The following is a 16,588-nucleotide window of genomic DNA, read 5'->3' on the forward strand; positions in this document are numbered from 1 at the left end:
CACTATTTTAATCTCTTTACGAACATTCTAATCGCTATCTGGATTTTTCAAATCCTAGATAGAAAGTCTGTAGCTAGACTAGTCATTTTCCTCTTTTTTAGCTTTCAAACCGAGTCCACCTAATAGTCCTGCCAAGGCGAGTCCAAAGAATCCAAGAGTAGCCATTGATGTTTGGGCTTCACCAGTATATGGAAGCATGTCTTTTTGGTCTTTCATTTGATCAGCCATCATTGGACTTGACACCTTGTTATTAGATGCTACCTTGCCTTCATCAGACATTTTGCTTGAGGTTGCTGTAGCTTGATCTTGTTTCATGCTTGGTGTTGCCATAGGCTGACTAGCATTCATGGTTTTGTCCTGCTCTTTGCTAGGCATCATCTTATCCTGGCTAGCAGCTGACATTTTAGATTTCATCTCATCTTGATTGGCACTTGGCATTTGAGCGTTCATCTTAGACGCATCTTGATGACTATTCATCATTGGGGCCGGCATAGCTGAACCATTAGAAGATGGGACGAAGCCTGATTGCATCGGAGTAAGAGACTGATGTCCATTCAAGTTCACTGTCAAATTCTTAGTCGCTACGAGATTGCTCAAATCGGCCTTGCCATCTTTTGCACCATACACTTTGATGGTTGCCTTGTAGCTTTGAGTGCCGTTTTGTTTCAAGAGGTCAAGTAAGTCTTTGTCTGATTTGCCTTGAGTGCCAGCCAAATCCACTTCGTAGAAGTAAAGGCCTTTGCCCAATTTCTCTACTGGTGGGAGAGCTGGATTTTTAGCTGAACCATTGTCGGACCATGGAGCCTTGTCTGAGGCCTTCAAGATAAGACGAGTCAACATACCGTCACCAGCGAAGAATTCATATGGAATGACTTGGTTAACGCCAGCTGTGAACGGACCAGGGAAGTTGGCTTTGTCCAAGTATGTAGCTGGAACGTCTACCGTGTCTTTAGTATTATCGGCTACACCCTTTTGTACTTCAGCTGGGGTAGTTAAACCATTCAAGTTGACATCCAAATTTTTAGTCGCTACAAGATTAGTCAAATCAGCCTTGCCATCTTTCGCACCGTACACTTTGATAGTAGCTTTATAGCTTTGTGTGCCATTTTGTTTCAACAAGTCTAACAAGTCTTTATCTGATTTGCCTTGAGTACCTGCTAAGTCCACTTCATAGAAGTAAAGGCCTTTGCCCAATTTTTCTACTGGTGGAAGAGCGGGATTTTTAGCTGTTCCGTTGTCTGACCATGGAGCCTTATCAGAGGCTTTCAAGATGAGGCGAGTCAACATACCGTCACCAGCGAAGAATTCGTATGGAATAACTTGGTTAACGCCAGCTGTGAATGGGCCTGGGAAGTTGGCCTTGTCCAGGTAAGATGCTGGAACGTCTACCGTATCTTTGGTATTGTCGGCTACGCCTTTTTGTACTTCGGCTGGAGTGGTTAAGCCGTTCAAGTTGACATCCAAATTTTTAGTCGCTACAAGATTGTTCAAATCTGCCTTGCCGTCTTTAGCACCGTACACTTTGATGGTAGCTTTATAGCTTTGAGTGCCGTTTTTTTTCAAGAGATCTAGAAGCTCTTTATCAGATTTTCCTTGGGTACCTGCCAAATCTACTTCATAGAAGTAAAGGCCTTTGCCCAACTTCTCTACTGGTGGAAGGGCTGGATTTTTAGCTGAACCGTTGTCTGACCATGGAGCCTTGTCGGATGCTTTCAAGATAAGACGAGTCAACATACCATCACCAGCGAAGAATTCGTATGGAATAACTTGATTGACGCCAGCTGTGAATGGACCAGGGAAATTGGCTTTGTCCAAGTAAGTGGCTGGGACGTCTACCGTGTCTTTGGTATTGTCGGCCACGCCTTTTTGTACTTCAGCTGGGGTAGTTGCTGGTTGAGCTTCACTTGCTTCACGGTCTTGTCCAATAACTGCAGGCGCAGGATTTGTCGCAGGTTTAACCGCATCTTCTGTTTCTTTCTTAGACTCTGGTTTTGCTTGCCCTTCTTCTTTTGGTGCCACTACTTGGTCTTTAGCAGCCACATCCGCTTTCTCTGGAGAGTTTGTAGTATCCAAGCTTGCTTTAGATGTTGAGTCTGCCTGTTCTGAAGGGAGAGCTGTATCGACTGCTTCTTTGAGAAGTTCTGCTGGTAAGTCACTCTTTTCACTCACTGAAGCAGCGTCTGGCACAACTTGAGCAGGGGTTGGATTGACCACATCAGCACGTACCGAACTTGGTTGGCCAACTAGGACAAAGAAGCCACTGGCTACAACAACTGAGGCAACACCGACACTAAGACGGCGAATAGACCAGCGAGTATATCTTTGATTTGGATTGAATTTCATAGGATTCTCCTTAGAGTTTTTCTTTATTTGATGACTCTAGTATAATCTCCTAAAATTAAAAAGGATTAAGAAAAAGTTAAAATTTTTCTTAAATCCCTCTTATAAAATACTTATATTAATTAAATCCATAAACAGACTTGGTGATTTGATAGACAACATTGGAAAGTTTGCGGGCTGGCAAGACCGAATGTTTGGTCAAACGGCTGAGCATGGTCTTGCGAATGGCCTGAAAGACCTCTGGATTTTCCTGCTGAATATAGGTCCACAGCTCCCGTTTTTTGGCAAGATGCTCTGCTGTGCCTGCTCGGTTGAGCAAGGCACTGGAAATTACCGTCGTGATTTCAATATGATTCAGCAGATATTCTCGCATTTTGGGATGGCTCACTTGGGACAAATCAAGCTGGTCTACCAAGAGTCGATTAACCTTGAGTTGCTGGTCAATGCGCTTAATCATCACTTGCTCATTGACAGACTGGTCCTCACGTCCAATCAAATAACGATAGAAATCGACAGGTAGATAGTACATGGTCTTGACCTGCTGAAGGGGGGTAAAGACGAAGAGATTATCGACATAAAAGGTATGCTCAGGTAGTTGGAACTGACTCGCTCGCAACAAATCTGTCCGGTAAATCAGCGAGTGCATCATGATATACTGGCCTTTTGAGAAATTTCCGACCTGGTCCCAACCAAAAATCTGCTGGATAGGTAAAACTGACTCGTAACTCATACTCTTCTTACGAGACTGACCTTCCTTTTCATAGACAAAATTAGTCACAAAGGCATCAACTTCCTGACCCTCGCTCTCTAGTTCTTGCAAGGTTTCAAGAATTTTTAGGTAAGCACGAGGATCTACCCAGTCATCACTGTCAACTACTTTAAAATAACGTCCAGAAGCCTCCGCCAAGCCGCGATTGACCGCACCGCCATGGCCTTTATTTTCCTGATAGATGGCTCTAACAATGCTAGGGTACTTGCTAGCTAAACGCTCAGCTATTTCCTGAGTCTGGTCCTGAGACCCGTCATTGATAATCAAAATCTCAACTTGCTCACCACCAATCACTAGCGACTCCACACAGTAATGAAGATAGGCTGCGGCATTATAGCTAGGGATGGCGATAGACAATAATTTCATGATCTACTCCTTTAGGGGACTGATTTTTTCTTATACTCAATGAAAATCAAAGAGCAAACTAGGAAACTAGCCGAAGGTTGCTCAAAGCACTGCTTTGAGGTTGCAGATAGAACTGACGAAGTCAGCTAAAACACGGTTTTGAGGTTGTGGATAAGACTGACGAAGTCAGTTACCTATACCTATGATATCTACGGCAAGGCGACGTTGACGTGGTTTGAAGAGATTTTCGAAGAGTATTACTCTCTCTTGTCACTTCTCTCTATTTTACCATAAAGTCCCGTTTTTGAAGGACTTTTACTAGAATACAAGGGGTTCTGGTCTCATTTGGAATACAGGTTTCTCTCTATCTGCTATCTTGGACATCAAAAAAGAGGGGAATCCCCTCCTTACGAATTTAATTCTGCTAAGTCATCTAGATACTGGTTGTTAATGACTGCCAAGATATAGGCACCTGCCTTCAAGAGGTCATTAGGTCCAAACTGGACATCCAGCGGTGAATTTTCTTGTTCACGAAATCCTAGGACATTGAGATTGTATTTGCCACGTAGACCTAGCTGGCTCAGGCTTTGACCTGCCCAGACACTCGGAATTTTCATCTCCACGATAGACACATTTTTATCCAGCTGAAAGACATCAACATTATTATGAAAGAGAATGGTCTGCGCTAGAGACTGCCCCATTTCATACTCAGGCGAAATCACCGAGTCAGCACCGATTTTTTCCAGCACCTTCTTAGCTGTCTGGCTTTTGACCTTGGCAATAACCCTTGGTACCCCCAAACTCTTACAGTGCATGACTGCAAGCACACTCGACTCCAGATTTTCCCCTGTTGCCACTACAACTGTATCACAGGTATCAATTCCTGCCGTTCTGAGGAGTTCCTCATCTGTAATATCGCCAACTACACCACGCGCCAAAACAGGCTCAAATTGATTGATGTGCTCGGCGTGGTCATCGATGGCAATGATATTCATATCTTGCTTGGCTAGGGCCGTCAGGACACTACTCCCGAAAATCCCCAAACCTAAAATTCCAATCGTACGATCTGACATAGTTCTTCCTTTCTTATCCAATACTAATATATGCCTTCATATACTGAATCAAATCTTTCTTATCAGGCTGGTAATCCGCTAGACTAACCAGCAAGGTCAAGGGACCGATACGGCCAATAAACATGAGCACCATGACAATGCTAAGAGCTAGCTTGCCCAATTCTGGCGTCAGATTTGCCGTTACCCCAACTGTCGCAAGAGCTGAAATGGTCTCAAACATGAGGTAGATAAATCGCGGTGTTCCTTCTGCTGTAATTCCCAACAACATCAAGCCCAACAAGAAGGTCATCAAAAAGATAATGAAGACACTAAAGGATTTTTGGACTGTGCGAGTCTCAATGGTTCTCTGCGCCACATTGGCATGAGGTAAGCCCAGCAATTCACTACGCGCAAAGACCAACAAGACAAAGAAAGTCGTAATCTTGAGACCCCCAGCCGTCCCACCAGGCGCCCCACCCAGAAACATCTGTAGGATATAGATAAATAAGGTCACAGGCCGAGCTTGGGTATAGTCAATAGAAGCAAAACCAGCCGTTCTCATGCTGACGGTTTGGAAAAAGCTAACCAGCACTTTCTCTGGAACACTGAGATTGCCAATAGTTCCTGGATTGTGCCACTCCGTAAAGAGTGTGGATACTGTCCCAAACAGTAAAATCCCTGCAGTCAAGAAGAGGACCAACTTGGTGTGGAAACGCAGACGGCGTTTTTTCTTATTGTCAAACTGGGTTGCCAAGTCAAACCAGACCATAAAGCCAAGACCACCTGTGATAATCAAGCAAGCAATGACCAGATTGATCAAGGGATCTGTCTGAAAAGCCACTAAACTGCTACTGCCAAAATTATCAAAGCCAGCATTACAAAAGGCTGAAATAGCTAAGAAGATAGAGGTAAAAATGCCCCGTCCCCAGCCGAACTCAGGAATAAAACGGAAACTTAGCAGAAAGGCGCCCAAGCCCTCCACCAGAAAAGTCGTCAAAAAGATGGATCGTATAAAAGCCCTCAACGACCGAGTCTCCCCGTAACTGAAGCTTTCCTGAATAGTTTCACGACTGCGAAGACTGAGCTTTTGCTTCCCCTGAATATAAAAGACCCCGATAAAGGTCATGAGCCCCAGACCACCAATCTGTATCAAGAGCATACAAATCAGCTGGCCCCAGACATTATAGGTCGTAGCCACCGGTTGCGTAAAGAGGCCAGTCACACAGACCATGGACACCGTCGTAAAAAGATGGTCAAAATAAGTGGCCTGAGAACCATTTGCCTGAACAAAAGGCAAACTCAAAAGAAGAGAGCCTATAAAAATAACTCCAGCGAAACTTAAAAAAATCCGACGAGCTGGCGAAAGTCCACCTAAGGCTCTCTCAATTTTTTTCACAAATAATTTGAATAACATACATCCATTGTACCATAAAAAGAAGGAGAGTAGCTAGAACTGAAAGGCTATCTCAAGACAGAGTTCCAAGGCCTTCTCGAAAGCTTCTGAACCCCAGTCACGACTATCGTACTGATTCAAGTCTGCTAAGGAGTCAGCTGTGAACAACAATTCACCCCAGAGAACCCCTCGCAGTTGGGCTACTGCCGCAAGCGCCGAACACTCCATCTCCACAACAGCACAGCCTTCTTCCTTGCGATAAGCCACCTTTTCAGCCGTTTCTCGGTAAAAACCATCTGTCGTCCAGGTCATGACTTCTTCATAGGGAATCCCTCTGGCCTCCAAAACTCGCTCAATAGCAGTAATAGCCTCTGTCTGAATTTCCATATAACGAGAAGGTGCCACATAGTGATAACTGGCTCCTTCATCTCGCAGAGCACGAACAGGGACTAAAAAGGCATTTTCTTCTATATCAGCCAACACACCACAGGTACCTGTAGAGATAATCTGCTCCACACCATAGCCAATCAACCAATCCATAAACTGGGCTGCTGGAGCGGAGCCGACAGGAGCCTGAGCCAGACAGATCTCCTCACCCTTGTAGTTGATAACATAGACTGGATAGGACTTGGTGGCAGAAATGAATTCTCCGACACAGTCCGCCCCGACTTCCCTCGCATAGCGGTCAATCTCCTCACCTAAAAAAGCATAGACACACTTCTTTGGCAAGTGCATATCCAGCCCCTCGTGATCAGGCATGATGACAGCCTGAGAATTGTCATCAAACTCTAAAATAGGAATCGCATGTTTCTGAATCATAGGCTACCTCCTCTAATTTTGTACTATTGTATCAAAAACTGACCGAGTGTCAAGGAGGAAACTGATGAACTGAGGAGAAAAAAGCATCTCAGTTAGAGATGCTTTAAAATTGCTTAATGAAACAAACTTGCTAAAATATAGAGTAGGTAAATGTGAGCTGGGTAAAAGATAATGGAACCTATAAAAAGAAATAACACCCCCCTGTTCCTTTCTACTTCTATTCCACAGGTATCTCCTTAATCACGCGCGCGGGATTACCAGCTAGAACAACATTGTCTCCAAAGGACTTGGTAATCACAGCCCCCGCTCCAGCCACTACGTTATTTCCCAGTGTCACTCCCGGAAGGACAATGACACCACCTCCTGCCCAGAAATTGTCACCGATAGTAATAGGTTTGCCGTATTCAACCCCTGAATTGCGTTCCTGCGGATCTAGTGGATGGGGGGAGTCAAGAACTGACAGTTGGGGCCAATCATAGCATTGTCTCCGATGCGAATCGGGCAAACATCCAGCATGGTCAAGTTCCAATTAGAATAAAAATTTTCTCCTAGATGGATATTAACCCCATAATCGACCACCAGGCGTGGATTGATATAGAGATTTTTCCCAGTCGAACCAAGCCAAGTCTTGATAATCTCCGCCCCCTTCAAGGGATCTTCTTCCTTGTTAAAGGCAGCCTGTTTTTGGCGAGAAGCCTGAGCCAAGGTCCGCAACTCAGAGTCAAACGGATGATAGGATTCGCCTGCTATCATTTTCTGGTATTCACTGGTCATTGTATTCTTCTCCTTATTCCCTACTATCATATCAAATTTTCTACATATCTGACTAGAATAAGGGGTACTTTCTACAGTTTATGCTTTGATTTTCATCACATCTTGCCTATCTTGCTAAACGAATACGGGTCACAATTCCGTCTGGATCTGTAACTTCCAGCTGGCTAGATGTCAGCCACTTAACTGGTGCATCAACTTCTTGTGCTCGCTGGGCAATCGTTAACAGTTCTTCTTTATGTGCGACTTCAATGACATAATAGGCTAAGCCTGGCAAGCCTTGCTTACGTGGAGCCAGATTTTTTCCACCCCATTCGTTGACTGCTAAATGATGATGGTAGTCCCCAGCTGCAATCCAACTAGCGCTAGGCACACTAAATTTATCCTCTAGCCCTAACACCTTTTGATAAAACTGGCTGGACTTTCGACTATCCTTGACGGAAAGATGAATATGCCCCATTCTCGTACCTTCTGCTAGGAAAAAGGGCTCTACTCTTTCCCCCAACTCATAGATGTCCTGCGCCGCAAGAGCCTCCGTCACCCCGATAATACGCCCATCTTCTCGAATGTCCCATTTGGAAACTGGTTTATCTCGATAGAGTTCAATGCCGTTTCCCTCCAAATCTTCCAAGTAAATGGCCTCACTGTAACCATGGTCTGCACCGCCGACAAGAGGAATCTGTAAATCAGTCAAGTGTTTCAAGACATCAGCCAAAGTCTTGCGTGTGGGCAAGAGAATAGCCAGATGGTAAAGGCCATAATGTTCCCTTACTTCTCCGATCTCTTGTGTTTGAATCAGCTGAACCAAGGCTTTTCCACCAAGACCTAGAATAACCTCTGTCTCAGTCTGAGATAAGATTTCTAAACCAATAACTTGCTGATAAAAGGCAGTTTGACTTGCCAAATCCTTTACATTCAAAACTGCCTCTGCCAGATAAATGTGGCTCTTGTATTCATATGTCATAAATGGTCCTCTTCTTGTTGTAATATTTTTTATTACAATTATTATATAATTTCCATCAAGAAAGTCAAGCTAGGCAACTTATAGATTATAATTCTGTCATCTTGCCTATATGACACTAAACCAAGAAAATCTACAGAGAATTGACAATCAAACCATTGAAAATTTTTACCAACTCTAAGATGACTCTCATCTCAACCCAAAAAGAAAAGGAGCGGATATGATATCCTACTCCTTTTTCTTGTCAGAAAATCTAATTAGAATTAGTCTTCTTTTTTCTTGCGAGCAACAAGTCCAAATCCACTCAAGACACCTAAAAGTCCAAATGTTGCTAAGCTAGCGTTGGCTTCTGTACCAGTGTTAGGAAGTTCAGCTTGTCCTGTTTGAGGTAACTCTTCCCCAGATTCTGAGTGTTTCCCATAAGATGACTTGTCCTCTTCTTGGGCAACCGCTTCATCTTGATGAGAACCTTCTTGTTTTGTAGGTTCATCAATCTTAACAGAATTTGACTGAAGGTATTCTTGATTCTGTGGTTTCGTTACATCATCACCTATTAACTCAGTATACAAATGGGTAACAATGCCATCTTTTTCATGGGTCATTGTATATCGATATTTCTTACCATTTTTCGATATGATATCAGATTTAGGAGCCAATTTACCAATTTGAATTGGAACGAGTTCTTCATTCGATTCAATAATAATATGACGAGTAATCAATAATGGAGCTACAGGATGAATCGCTGGTTCGCCCTTCTCGCTTACAACTCCTTCTGGTAATGTTGGTCGTACTTCCGGTTCACCCTTCTCACTTACAACTCCTTCTGGTAACTCTGGCTGTACTTCTGGTTCACCTTTTTCACTAAAGTATTCTAAAAAGTCATAAATAACTGTTTTTTCATTTTCATCAACTGTACCTATTTCAGGCGCTGAAGTAGCACGATGTCCTTTATAGAAATAAATTTTCCCATCTTTTTGAAGCAGTGTCCCTACTTTAGGAGCAACAGACGTATATTCATCCCCGATAGAAGCATCTTGTTTTAAGACTTTCCCTTCTGCTATTTCAGTAGTTGTTCCTTCTAACATGTATTTTGCAAATACATTTCCACCAGTTGCTAGTTTATAGACATAGGTAATTTCAGTAGTTCCTGAAACAACTTTCCCTGTTTCTGTAGGAGAGCCTGTTTTCAGTCCTACTAGTTTATATTTTTTACCATCTTTGGTTATTTCTTGTAGTTTTACCGTTGTAGCATCATATGAAACCTCTTTGTTTGTTGTCGTTGGTGTTCCTACTACTACTTTTTGATTATCCTTATTTAAGTAATATTTAGTTTCTGTAGAAGATATCACTGCATCTTTAACAACATCTGTACTTTCTTTAATAGAAGTTCCATCTGCTAATTCATACTTAACAATGACACTACCTTTACTCTCAGTAGTTTCTGTTTCTTCCTTAGCGTAGATGTTTTTAACATTAGTTAGTTGATCACTAATATGGTAAGCACGGGTTGGTTGGTATAAGTCGTAATAATGAATTTCACTATAAATAGGCTCAGATATTGACGCATGTTGTTCATATTTCGTAGGTGCGGCAATTCTATATCGAACTCCATCTTTTTCATATTCTTTATATAATTGGCCTAATCCATATTGATATCTAGTATCTTCACTATAATATTTCGAACCAAAATAGCCAAATCTATAAGCTAAATAAGTTTTTTCTGGTTGATTAGAATCATGATCTTCACTAGGATAATAAGAATCTGTACTCTTATCTCCTAGTTTAAAATCTACATTTACTTCAAACACATTTTTTACAAAATTTGCATTTGTTGGAACTTGGTCGACATACTGAATTGCTTTATGAGCCTCTTTAAACTTCGTGACATTTGCTTTTTCACTCTCGTAGTTAGCAGTGTCTTTAAACTCTTCAATATTTCCAACAAATTTTGGTTCTACTTTATCTCGAGAATTTTTCCATCCTACTGTAATTTCTTTTTCGCCAAACATTTCTTTTAGCTTAGTTATATATTCTGTCACATCGTTATATTTTACAAACTTTCCGTTTTCTCTTATATAACCATTAAACTCCTGATGTACAGAATAAGTAGGACGATTCTTATTATCTACTGCATTTTTATTTGTTAATGTAACCTTATAGATTTCTTCCCATGTCTTTTCTTTTTCAGAGTTAGTGACATCTTCGTCTTTTAAATCTCTTAATCTCTCATCTAAAAGATTATTTAAGCCTTCCTCTAATGCTTTCTCATTAAAAAATGCACCCGCCGTATACGCTTCTTGTTCCGTTGCTGTAGAAACAGATTCTTTTAATGCTACCTCATTTTTTTCAACAACTAATATAGTATCTCCTTCCTTAATTCCACCATCAGTTGTTATATTTTCTTTTGTAAAATCTTTAGCATCATTTTCACCTTGTTTAAATGTTTCAACAGCCCAAGAATCATTGGCTGTAGTTGGTTTTGTGGCTAAAACATACTTCCCATATTTTCCTTCATCAGTTTCAGAAACTAACCAAACTCGACTACCTTCTTTAATATTGTTATAGCGAATACTTCCATCTTCATTATGCAAGTTTCCAGGATTTGCATGTACTGTAATATCATTGAAAGTTGTTTCCTTAGCAGTCCCCTCATGTTTATCTACTTCTGTATCAATCTTATGATATTTTTCTCCGTTCTTTTCTAAAACTTTATCAGCTTCTTTGATTTTACTTAAAACATCATTAGTTAAATTTGCTACATTTCCTTCATAACGTTTGCCAAAAAGTCCACGAATTTTATAATCCATAGTAGTACTAGAAAGGTGTTTATCACCAACAGGAATTTCTACATCAGATTCTTCTTTCAGCACTTCGCCTTCTTTTGTGACATAAGAAATTTTTGAATCCTTAAAGTTATCTTCTCCTTGTTTTTTTATAGTTTCCTTTTCAACTCTGTCTAAATTATATTTGGCTCTACCTTCATTCTCGCGATGATTTCTTTCATATCCATCTTCTGTCCCCGTTGCATGATAATTCAAACCATCAAACACATGCATTTTCGGCATTGTATAACTACCCACACCATTACTCAATGTTTCCATTTTCACATTATCTTTTGCAGGTGTTACTGTAGTTTCATTAGCTGTATTTGTAGTTTCTTCAGCCAATACCGGACTAGCTCCAACAACCATCATCCCTAATAAAACAGACGCTGCACCAATTCCTTTATATTTACGTAATGAATATTTTTGAATTGTATCTTTTTTCATAAGGTCTTTTCCCTTTTATTTCTTTCTACTCATTATAAAAAATTATACTAACTATACTAGTATATCACTCTTAGTTTCCTTTATCAAACAATTATACATAAAGGAAATTAAAAAAAATAGATAATAAGATATCCAATAAAATCTCATTATCTATTTCATTTTTAGGCGTTCATGAGTGATAAATATCTCTTAGAAACTTGTTCTTTTGAATAGCGATTCACAAACTTACTTGTATTTTCTAGCTCGATTTCTTTATCAGTCTCATATAAACACTTGATAAGATGCGCTAAATCCTCTGGTGTATCATATAAGCAAATATCTGAGTTCTTAGATGCATAATATTGATGAGCAATTTCAACATTAGAAAGCAAGGGAATCAATCCAAAACTCATGGCTTCAACGCAGGCATTGGCAAATAATTCCTTTTGGGAAGTTGAAATATAGCCATCATGTTCCCAATAAGGTACCTCATCTACATATCCAACAACATGAATGGTAGATGGCAAAGTCGGATACTCTTTCTTCAATTTGTCAATATCTCCACCATATAAGAATACCTCTACAGGTAGGTCTTCTTGTTCTAACTTCCTAAAGGCTTCTATAATCCATTCTACCCTTTTTACCTTACTCATATTCCCTACATAACAATAGGAACTAGGCTTTCTTCTTTGTAATACTACTGAGGAAACTTGAGGTGCAAAAATCGGTGGCATAAATTGTGCGTGATACCCTAAATCTTGCAAGATTGATGTTAATACTTCTGACGCTACTAAATATCTAGTTTTTCTTCTTAGATTATGAGCTGGATTTAGCAATACATTATCATGGATATATTCCCAATAGAGACGGTTTGTATTTTCTACAAAGCGCCATAATTTGGGAGTCACCACGTTATGTTGATCTCGAATTAAGATGTCTTTCTTATCTGTAAGACTGATTAATACCTGAATCAATAAGTCTTCATAGGTTAACCATTCTCCATCTTTATAATATAAATAATTGTCCTCCATCATATAAATGGGACTTGGTTCTTCTCTTGGCTTATAGTACCGTGCCCGCATTGCTGTCGAACCATCTCGATTTAACCATTCCAGTTCTTCTTTTTTATTTTTCTTTAAATATAATCCGGAAGTAAAATATAGGGTTTCATCTTCTAATTCAATGCTAGCCACAAATCCATTAACAACAGTCATTTTTCCATTAGGATACCTATCAATGATATCAGAAGGGCGAATACTTAATTCATCATGACCAATATCTGATTGATAATGGCTTACACTCACTAATTCATCCCTTTCAAAACCTATTTGTTCATAGCCAGCCTTCCAATCGGGTCGAACTTGAGGATGGGTTAAAATATATAGATGTCCCCAACCTAAATAATCTGCAATTTTCTTTCTAGATAATTGGGATGATTCAAATCCATATTTTCTAACCTCTCTTTGCCAGAGCCCTGGATGTATTGTAACCATTTTAGTCATAACAATCTCCTATCATATACGGTAACCTTCGCGACTCATTTATCTGTACTTGTTTATCAGAAAGATTTACTAATCTGAATTATATCATATGAATCATACTTTTACTAGATTCTATCAATATACCTAACATCTACTTAATACCCCAATAAAAAATCCAAGCTAGTGCATGGATTTACATTTCCTAATATATATATTTATGCTACCAGCCAAGTGAAACCCTTTCAAACTGACAACCTAAGCGTCGCAATTCTTTTTGACGGTCCTCATAGTAGGGGAGGGAAATACCTGTGATGGTCACATGGGGCAGGTCTTGTAAGTGGAGGCTGACTGATGAAGTAAAATGATAGACCTGGACGAACTCGTATTCTTGAAAGAGTTGGGCTAGGACATCTTCAAAGATCAGCTCCGTCTCCAAGTAAGTCACGTTTGGAATAGTGAAGGTTTCCTTGGGATGAGGCAGATAGAGGTCAATGGCTAAGGCCTTGGCATAGGTACTAATAAAGCGGATGGAGATTTGGTCATCCTCTTCAGAGAACTTTTGACCCAACAAGACCTTAACCGTCTTACCATTTGAAACGGGTGCTTGGGGCAGGTCAAAAAAATGCTCCAGATAAACAAGCTTTTCTCTAGCTACGACATGGTAGTCGCTGCGATAGAGAGTAAAGTGCTTTTCCGTCCGCTCAATCAAGTCATCTCTAGTCAAACCCAAAGGCCCCACCTGACTGGGTTGAAGAGGGAGAGCATACATTCCCAAAGGGTAAATATCCGCATAGCCATCATCAAAACTCATGAGGTGTTGGTAGTTTGAACTAGCAACCAAGTCCAGAATCAAGCTATTGTCAAAGCTAGCATAAAAGATGGTGTCATAGTCGCCGGCCAGCTCCTGACAAATCTGAGCCAAGTCCTCTGTCGTCTGAGGATAATGAACATGGTCAAAATCCTTTGCATAATGCTCCTGACGAGCATTTTTTACAGGACTGACATAAAGGCTAACAAAGTCCTGATCAGGATAGAGTCCTTTGATATGCTGTGCAATCTTGGCCTGCAAGGGCGTTGTGGCAATGATGAGGTGTTTCATCTCTTTGATTCTCCTAGGTGGTGATGGTGTAGCAAGGTCTCAACGACTTCAAAGTCCAAGGCATCGTCGATATCATAAGAATAGAGTTTGGGCATTTCATAGGCTACTGTCTTATCTGTGTAAAAGGTCTCATCTCGTAGGTAAAGGTCCTTGCGAGAAATCCAGATACTCCCGTTGGGATAATAATAGACAGGCTCTTTCTGCCGAGCATAGTGCTTGGAAACTTGAGGCGGACGGATAAATGACGACTCCGCCAACTGCAAGTAAAGACTACGACTCTTGTCCGCTTTAACACAGGAAATCAGATGGTCGGCCCCAGACTGACAGTAGAGTTGATAGGACTCAACGAGGTGCTCCACCTCTCTCAAGGGTGAGGTCACCTGTAGATTCACAAAGACCTGATCTTCCTCAAAGGGCTGTAAAAAGTCGCGTAAGGTTTCTAAGCTAGAGGTTGTTGCCAGGGCTAATTCTTTTGGTCTATGGACACAACAAATCTCTGGATAAGCTTGACGACAGAGTTCTAGATAGGCTAGAGAGTCTGAGGAAACCCAGATTTCACTAAATAGCTTGGAGGCTAGAGCGACTTCTATGGTATAGAAAACCAAGGGTTTGCCTGCAAGCGGTTTGATATTTTTATCCACTAAGCCGCGTGAACCCGAACGAATCAAAATGACGGCTGTGGGTTTAGATTTTGCTTTCATATAGTATTCCTTTAATTTTCTATTGTATTGGACTAGTAAGAAAAGCTAGATTGATCAACTTACAACATCCTAGAAGTTCCTATCTAATAGTTCGCGGTATATTTGAGCTACTTTTTCCAGAGAATAGCGAGAGGCTGGATTTTTTTCATTTAAATAGATAAAAATCAGGCTGTTCCATCTCTTCTATCTTTTGAATCAACTCTGATTTGGTTTTAAACAAATTGATGGCATTGCACTGGCTAGCATAGAAATCATGAGCGATATCCACATCCGATAATAAGGCTAACAAACCTTGACTCAAGGCTTCAACACAGGCATTAGCAAATAACTCTGTATAACTTGCAGACAGATAGCATTGGTGCAGATGATAAGGCACCTCATCGACAATACCTTTAAAGTGAATGGTTGGCGGAAGATCATATTGATTCTGTAATTCTGCTAGACGTTCCTCTGAGCCACCATAAAAGGTAATCTGGGCCTTGGAGCCACGTTTGTAGAGTTCGATAAAGGCTTCAATGACAAGTTCAACGTTCTTGCCTTCTCCCATATGACCCACTAGGCAATAGTCCAAAACAGGTCCGATTTTTCTTAGCTGACCTAATTTTTCTATAAACATTGGTGGTAAAAACTTGGTGTCATACCCTTGTTTCGCCAAGGTATCAGTCAACACTTCACTGGCGACTAGATATTTGTTTGCCTTGCGCAGATTGGCGAGGCGTAAGTCTCGCATGACATTTTCATGGACGACTTCATAGTAATTTTTGTCCGTGTTTTCCATGTAACGCCAGAGGCTGGGTTTGGGAACGATTTGTTGGTCACGGATGAAGAGGTCAGTTTGTTTTGCCCATCTGGCTAGGAATTTAACCAACAAGTCCTCTTCAGAACGGATTTCTCCTCCTATGCGGTAGATATACTCTGGATAAAAGATGGTTACAGGAGAGGGGTCTTTGAAGGGATCGATAAAGCGTCCTTCCAGAGCCAATTCTCCATTTTCATGATACCAACGAAGTTCCTTTTCCTTGAAATCTTCAAACAAGAAGGGCCCCTTGGTATAGTAATATCTGCCCGAGCCATCTCCTAGGGTAACTGAGGCCACAAAACCGTCTTCATTGAGTTCAACCTGATCTCCATCTGCTAGCGTTAAACTTTCTGGTTTCACTGATAAATCTGCATGGCCTATATCTGAAAAACTATGAGGGACGCAAATCAGTTATTTTTCTAAAAATCCTAACTTGATTAAATCTTTCTTCCAATCAGGTCGTAGCTGGGGACTTGACATGAGGTGGACGTAGTCTAAGCCTAGATGTCGTGCGATACGCGATCGATAGACTTGGGTACTCTCAAAACCATAGCGATGGATTTCCTTGACTGGATGAATGGTGACAATTCTCGACATGATGTAGACTCTTTCTCTCTTATTTTCTGCTTACAAAGGAAAAACCACCCTCACAAAAAGGCGAGGGTGGTTCATCCGTTACAATGCTCGGGGATTTCCTAGCAAGTTCCCCCTCAAAAGGACTTTATGCTATTCTATCACAAAGACCGACCATCTGCAAGATAGACTGCCTTAGACAGGATAGCTTGGGGGAGTTTTCTTATTGTTTATAAA

12 protein-coding genes and 1 pseudogene are annotated in these 16,588 nt (G+C 40.9%); all 13 read right to left on the reverse strand.

The genetic code is table 11. The features are described 5' to 3' along the window. Nucleotides 1-78: 78 nt before the first annotated feature. Complete coding sequence (locus tag RN80_RS01540; protein WP_060627263.1) at nucleotides 79-2,343, reverse strand: SSURE domain-containing protein; 2,265 nt, start codon at nucleotides 2,341-2,343, stop codon at nucleotides 79-81. 115 nt (nucleotides 2,344-2,458) lie between these two features. After that, on the reverse strand, nucleotides 2,459-3,475 hold the full coding sequence (locus RN80_RS01545) for a glycosyltransferase family 2 protein (RefSeq protein ID WP_060627264.1): 1,017 nt from the start codon (nucleotides 3,473-3,475) through the stop codon (nucleotides 2,459-2,461). A gap of 386 nt (nucleotides 3,476-3,861) precedes the next feature. Further along, a complete protein-coding gene (locus RN80_RS01550) occupies nucleotides 3,862-4,527 on the reverse strand; it encodes a potassium channel family protein (RefSeq protein WP_060627265.1) in 666 nt (221 codons plus the stop codon). 13 nt (nucleotides 4,528-4,540) lie between these two features. Next, entirely contained in the window at nucleotides 4,541-5,920 is a 1,380-nt protein-coding gene (locus RN80_RS01555) for a TrkH family potassium uptake protein (RefSeq protein WP_060627266.1), read from the reverse strand. Nucleotides 5,921-5,953: 33 nt separating this feature from the next. After that, on the reverse strand, nucleotides 5,954-6,718 hold the full coding sequence (locus RN80_RS01560; RefSeq protein ID WP_060627267.1) for a nucleoside phosphorylase: 765 nt from the start codon (nucleotides 6,716-6,718) through the stop codon (nucleotides 5,954-5,956). A gap of 217 nt (nucleotides 6,719-6,935) precedes the next feature. Continuing rightward, a pseudogene (locus RN80_RS01565) lies at nucleotides 6,936-7,492 on the reverse strand (sugar O-acetyltransferase). Between the two features lie 106 nt (nucleotides 7,493-7,598). Then, nucleotides 7,599-8,453: a VOC family protein gene (locus RN80_RS01570; protein WP_060627268.1), complete on the reverse strand. Its 855-nt coding sequence runs from the start codon at nucleotides 8,451-8,453 to the stop codon at nucleotides 7,599-7,601. A 260-nt stretch (nucleotides 8,454-8,713) separates the two neighbouring features. Further along, nucleotides 8,714-11,719 (reverse strand): LPXTG cell wall anchor domain-containing protein, encoded by a 3,006-nt coding sequence (locus RN80_RS01575; protein WP_060627269.1) that lies wholly within the window; start codon nucleotides 11,717-11,719, stop codon nucleotides 8,714-8,716. A gap of 161 nt (nucleotides 11,720-11,880) precedes the next feature. Continuing rightward, entirely contained in the window at nucleotides 11,881-13,200 is a 1,320-nt protein-coding gene (locus tag RN80_RS01580; protein ID WP_060627270.1) for a glycosyltransferase, read from the reverse strand. A 199-nt stretch (nucleotides 13,201-13,399) separates the two neighbouring features. Further along, nucleotides 13,400-14,278: a glycosyltransferase family 52 gene (locus RN80_RS01585; protein ID WP_060627271.1), complete on the reverse strand. Its 879-nt coding sequence runs from the start codon at nucleotides 14,276-14,278 to the stop codon at nucleotides 13,400-13,402. Beyond that, nucleotides 14,275-14,979: an acylneuraminate cytidylyltransferase family protein gene (locus RN80_RS01590; RefSeq protein WP_060627272.1), complete on the reverse strand. Its 705-nt coding sequence runs from the start codon at nucleotides 14,977-14,979 to the stop codon at nucleotides 14,275-14,277. The genes RN80_RS01585 and RN80_RS01590 overlap by 4 nt, the downstream gene beginning before the upstream one ends. Before the next feature lie 145 nt (nucleotides 14,980-15,124). Beyond that, entirely contained in the window at nucleotides 15,125-16,138 is a 1,014-nt protein-coding gene (locus RN80_RS01595) for a glycosyltransferase (protein ID WP_253275438.1), read from the reverse strand. Between the two features lie 51 nt (nucleotides 16,139-16,189). Beyond that, nucleotides 16,190-16,375, reverse strand: coding sequence for a hypothetical protein (locus RN80_RS09890; protein WP_125443489.1), 186 nt, complete (start codon nucleotides 16,373-16,375; stop codon nucleotides 16,190-16,192). Nucleotides 16,376-16,588 lie beyond the last annotated feature (213 nt).

The sequence above is a fragment of the Streptococcus mitis genome (genome assembly GCF_001281025.1).
In the GTDB taxonomy this organism is placed as follows: domain Bacteria; phylum Bacillota; class Bacilli; order Lactobacillales; family Streptococcaceae; genus Streptococcus; species Streptococcus mitis_AK.

Excerpts from the sequence above, each read along its gene's own strand:
- RN80_RS01570 (WP_060627268.1), bottom strand. The coding sequence starts at position 8,453 with ATGACATATGAATACAAGAGCCACATTTATCTGGCAGAGGCAGTTTTG.
- RN80_RS01580 (WP_060627270.1), bottom strand. The coding sequence starts at position 13,200 with ATGACTAAAATGGTTACAATACATCCAGGGCTCTGGCAAAGAGAGGTT.
- RN80_RS01550 (WP_060627265.1), bottom strand. The coding sequence starts at position 4,527 with ATGTCAGATCGTACGATTGGAATTTTAGGTTTGGGGATTTTCGGGAGT.
- RN80_RS01560 (WP_060627267.1), bottom strand. The coding sequence starts at position 6,718 with ATGATTCAGAAACATGCGATTCCTATTTTAGAGTTTGATGACAATTCT.
- RN80_RS01555 (WP_060627266.1), bottom strand. The coding sequence starts at position 5,920 with ATGTTATTCAAATTATTTGTGAAAAAAATTGAGAGAGCCTTAGGTGGA.
- RN80_RS09890 (WP_125443489.1), bottom strand. The coding sequence starts at position 16,375 with ATGTCGAGAATTGTCACCATTCATCCAGTCAAGGAAATCCATCGCTAT.
- RN80_RS01545 (WP_060627264.1), bottom strand. The coding sequence starts at position 3,475 with ATGAAATTATTGTCTATCGCCATCCCTAGCTATAATGCCGCAGCCTAT.
- RN80_RS01575 (WP_060627269.1), bottom strand. The coding sequence starts at position 11,719 with ATGAAAAAAGATACAATTCAAAAATATTCATTACGTAAATATAAAGGA.
- RN80_RS01585 (WP_060627271.1), bottom strand. The coding sequence starts at position 14,278 with ATGAAACACCTCATCATTGCCACAACGCCCTTGCAGGCCAAGATTGCA.
- RN80_RS01540 (WP_060627263.1), bottom strand. The coding sequence starts at position 2,343 with ATGAAATTCAATCCAAATCAAAGATATACTCGCTGGTCTATTCGCCGT.
- RN80_RS01590 (WP_060627272.1), bottom strand. The coding sequence starts at position 14,979 with ATGAAAGCAAAATCTAAACCCACAGCCGTCATTTTGATTCGTTCGGGT.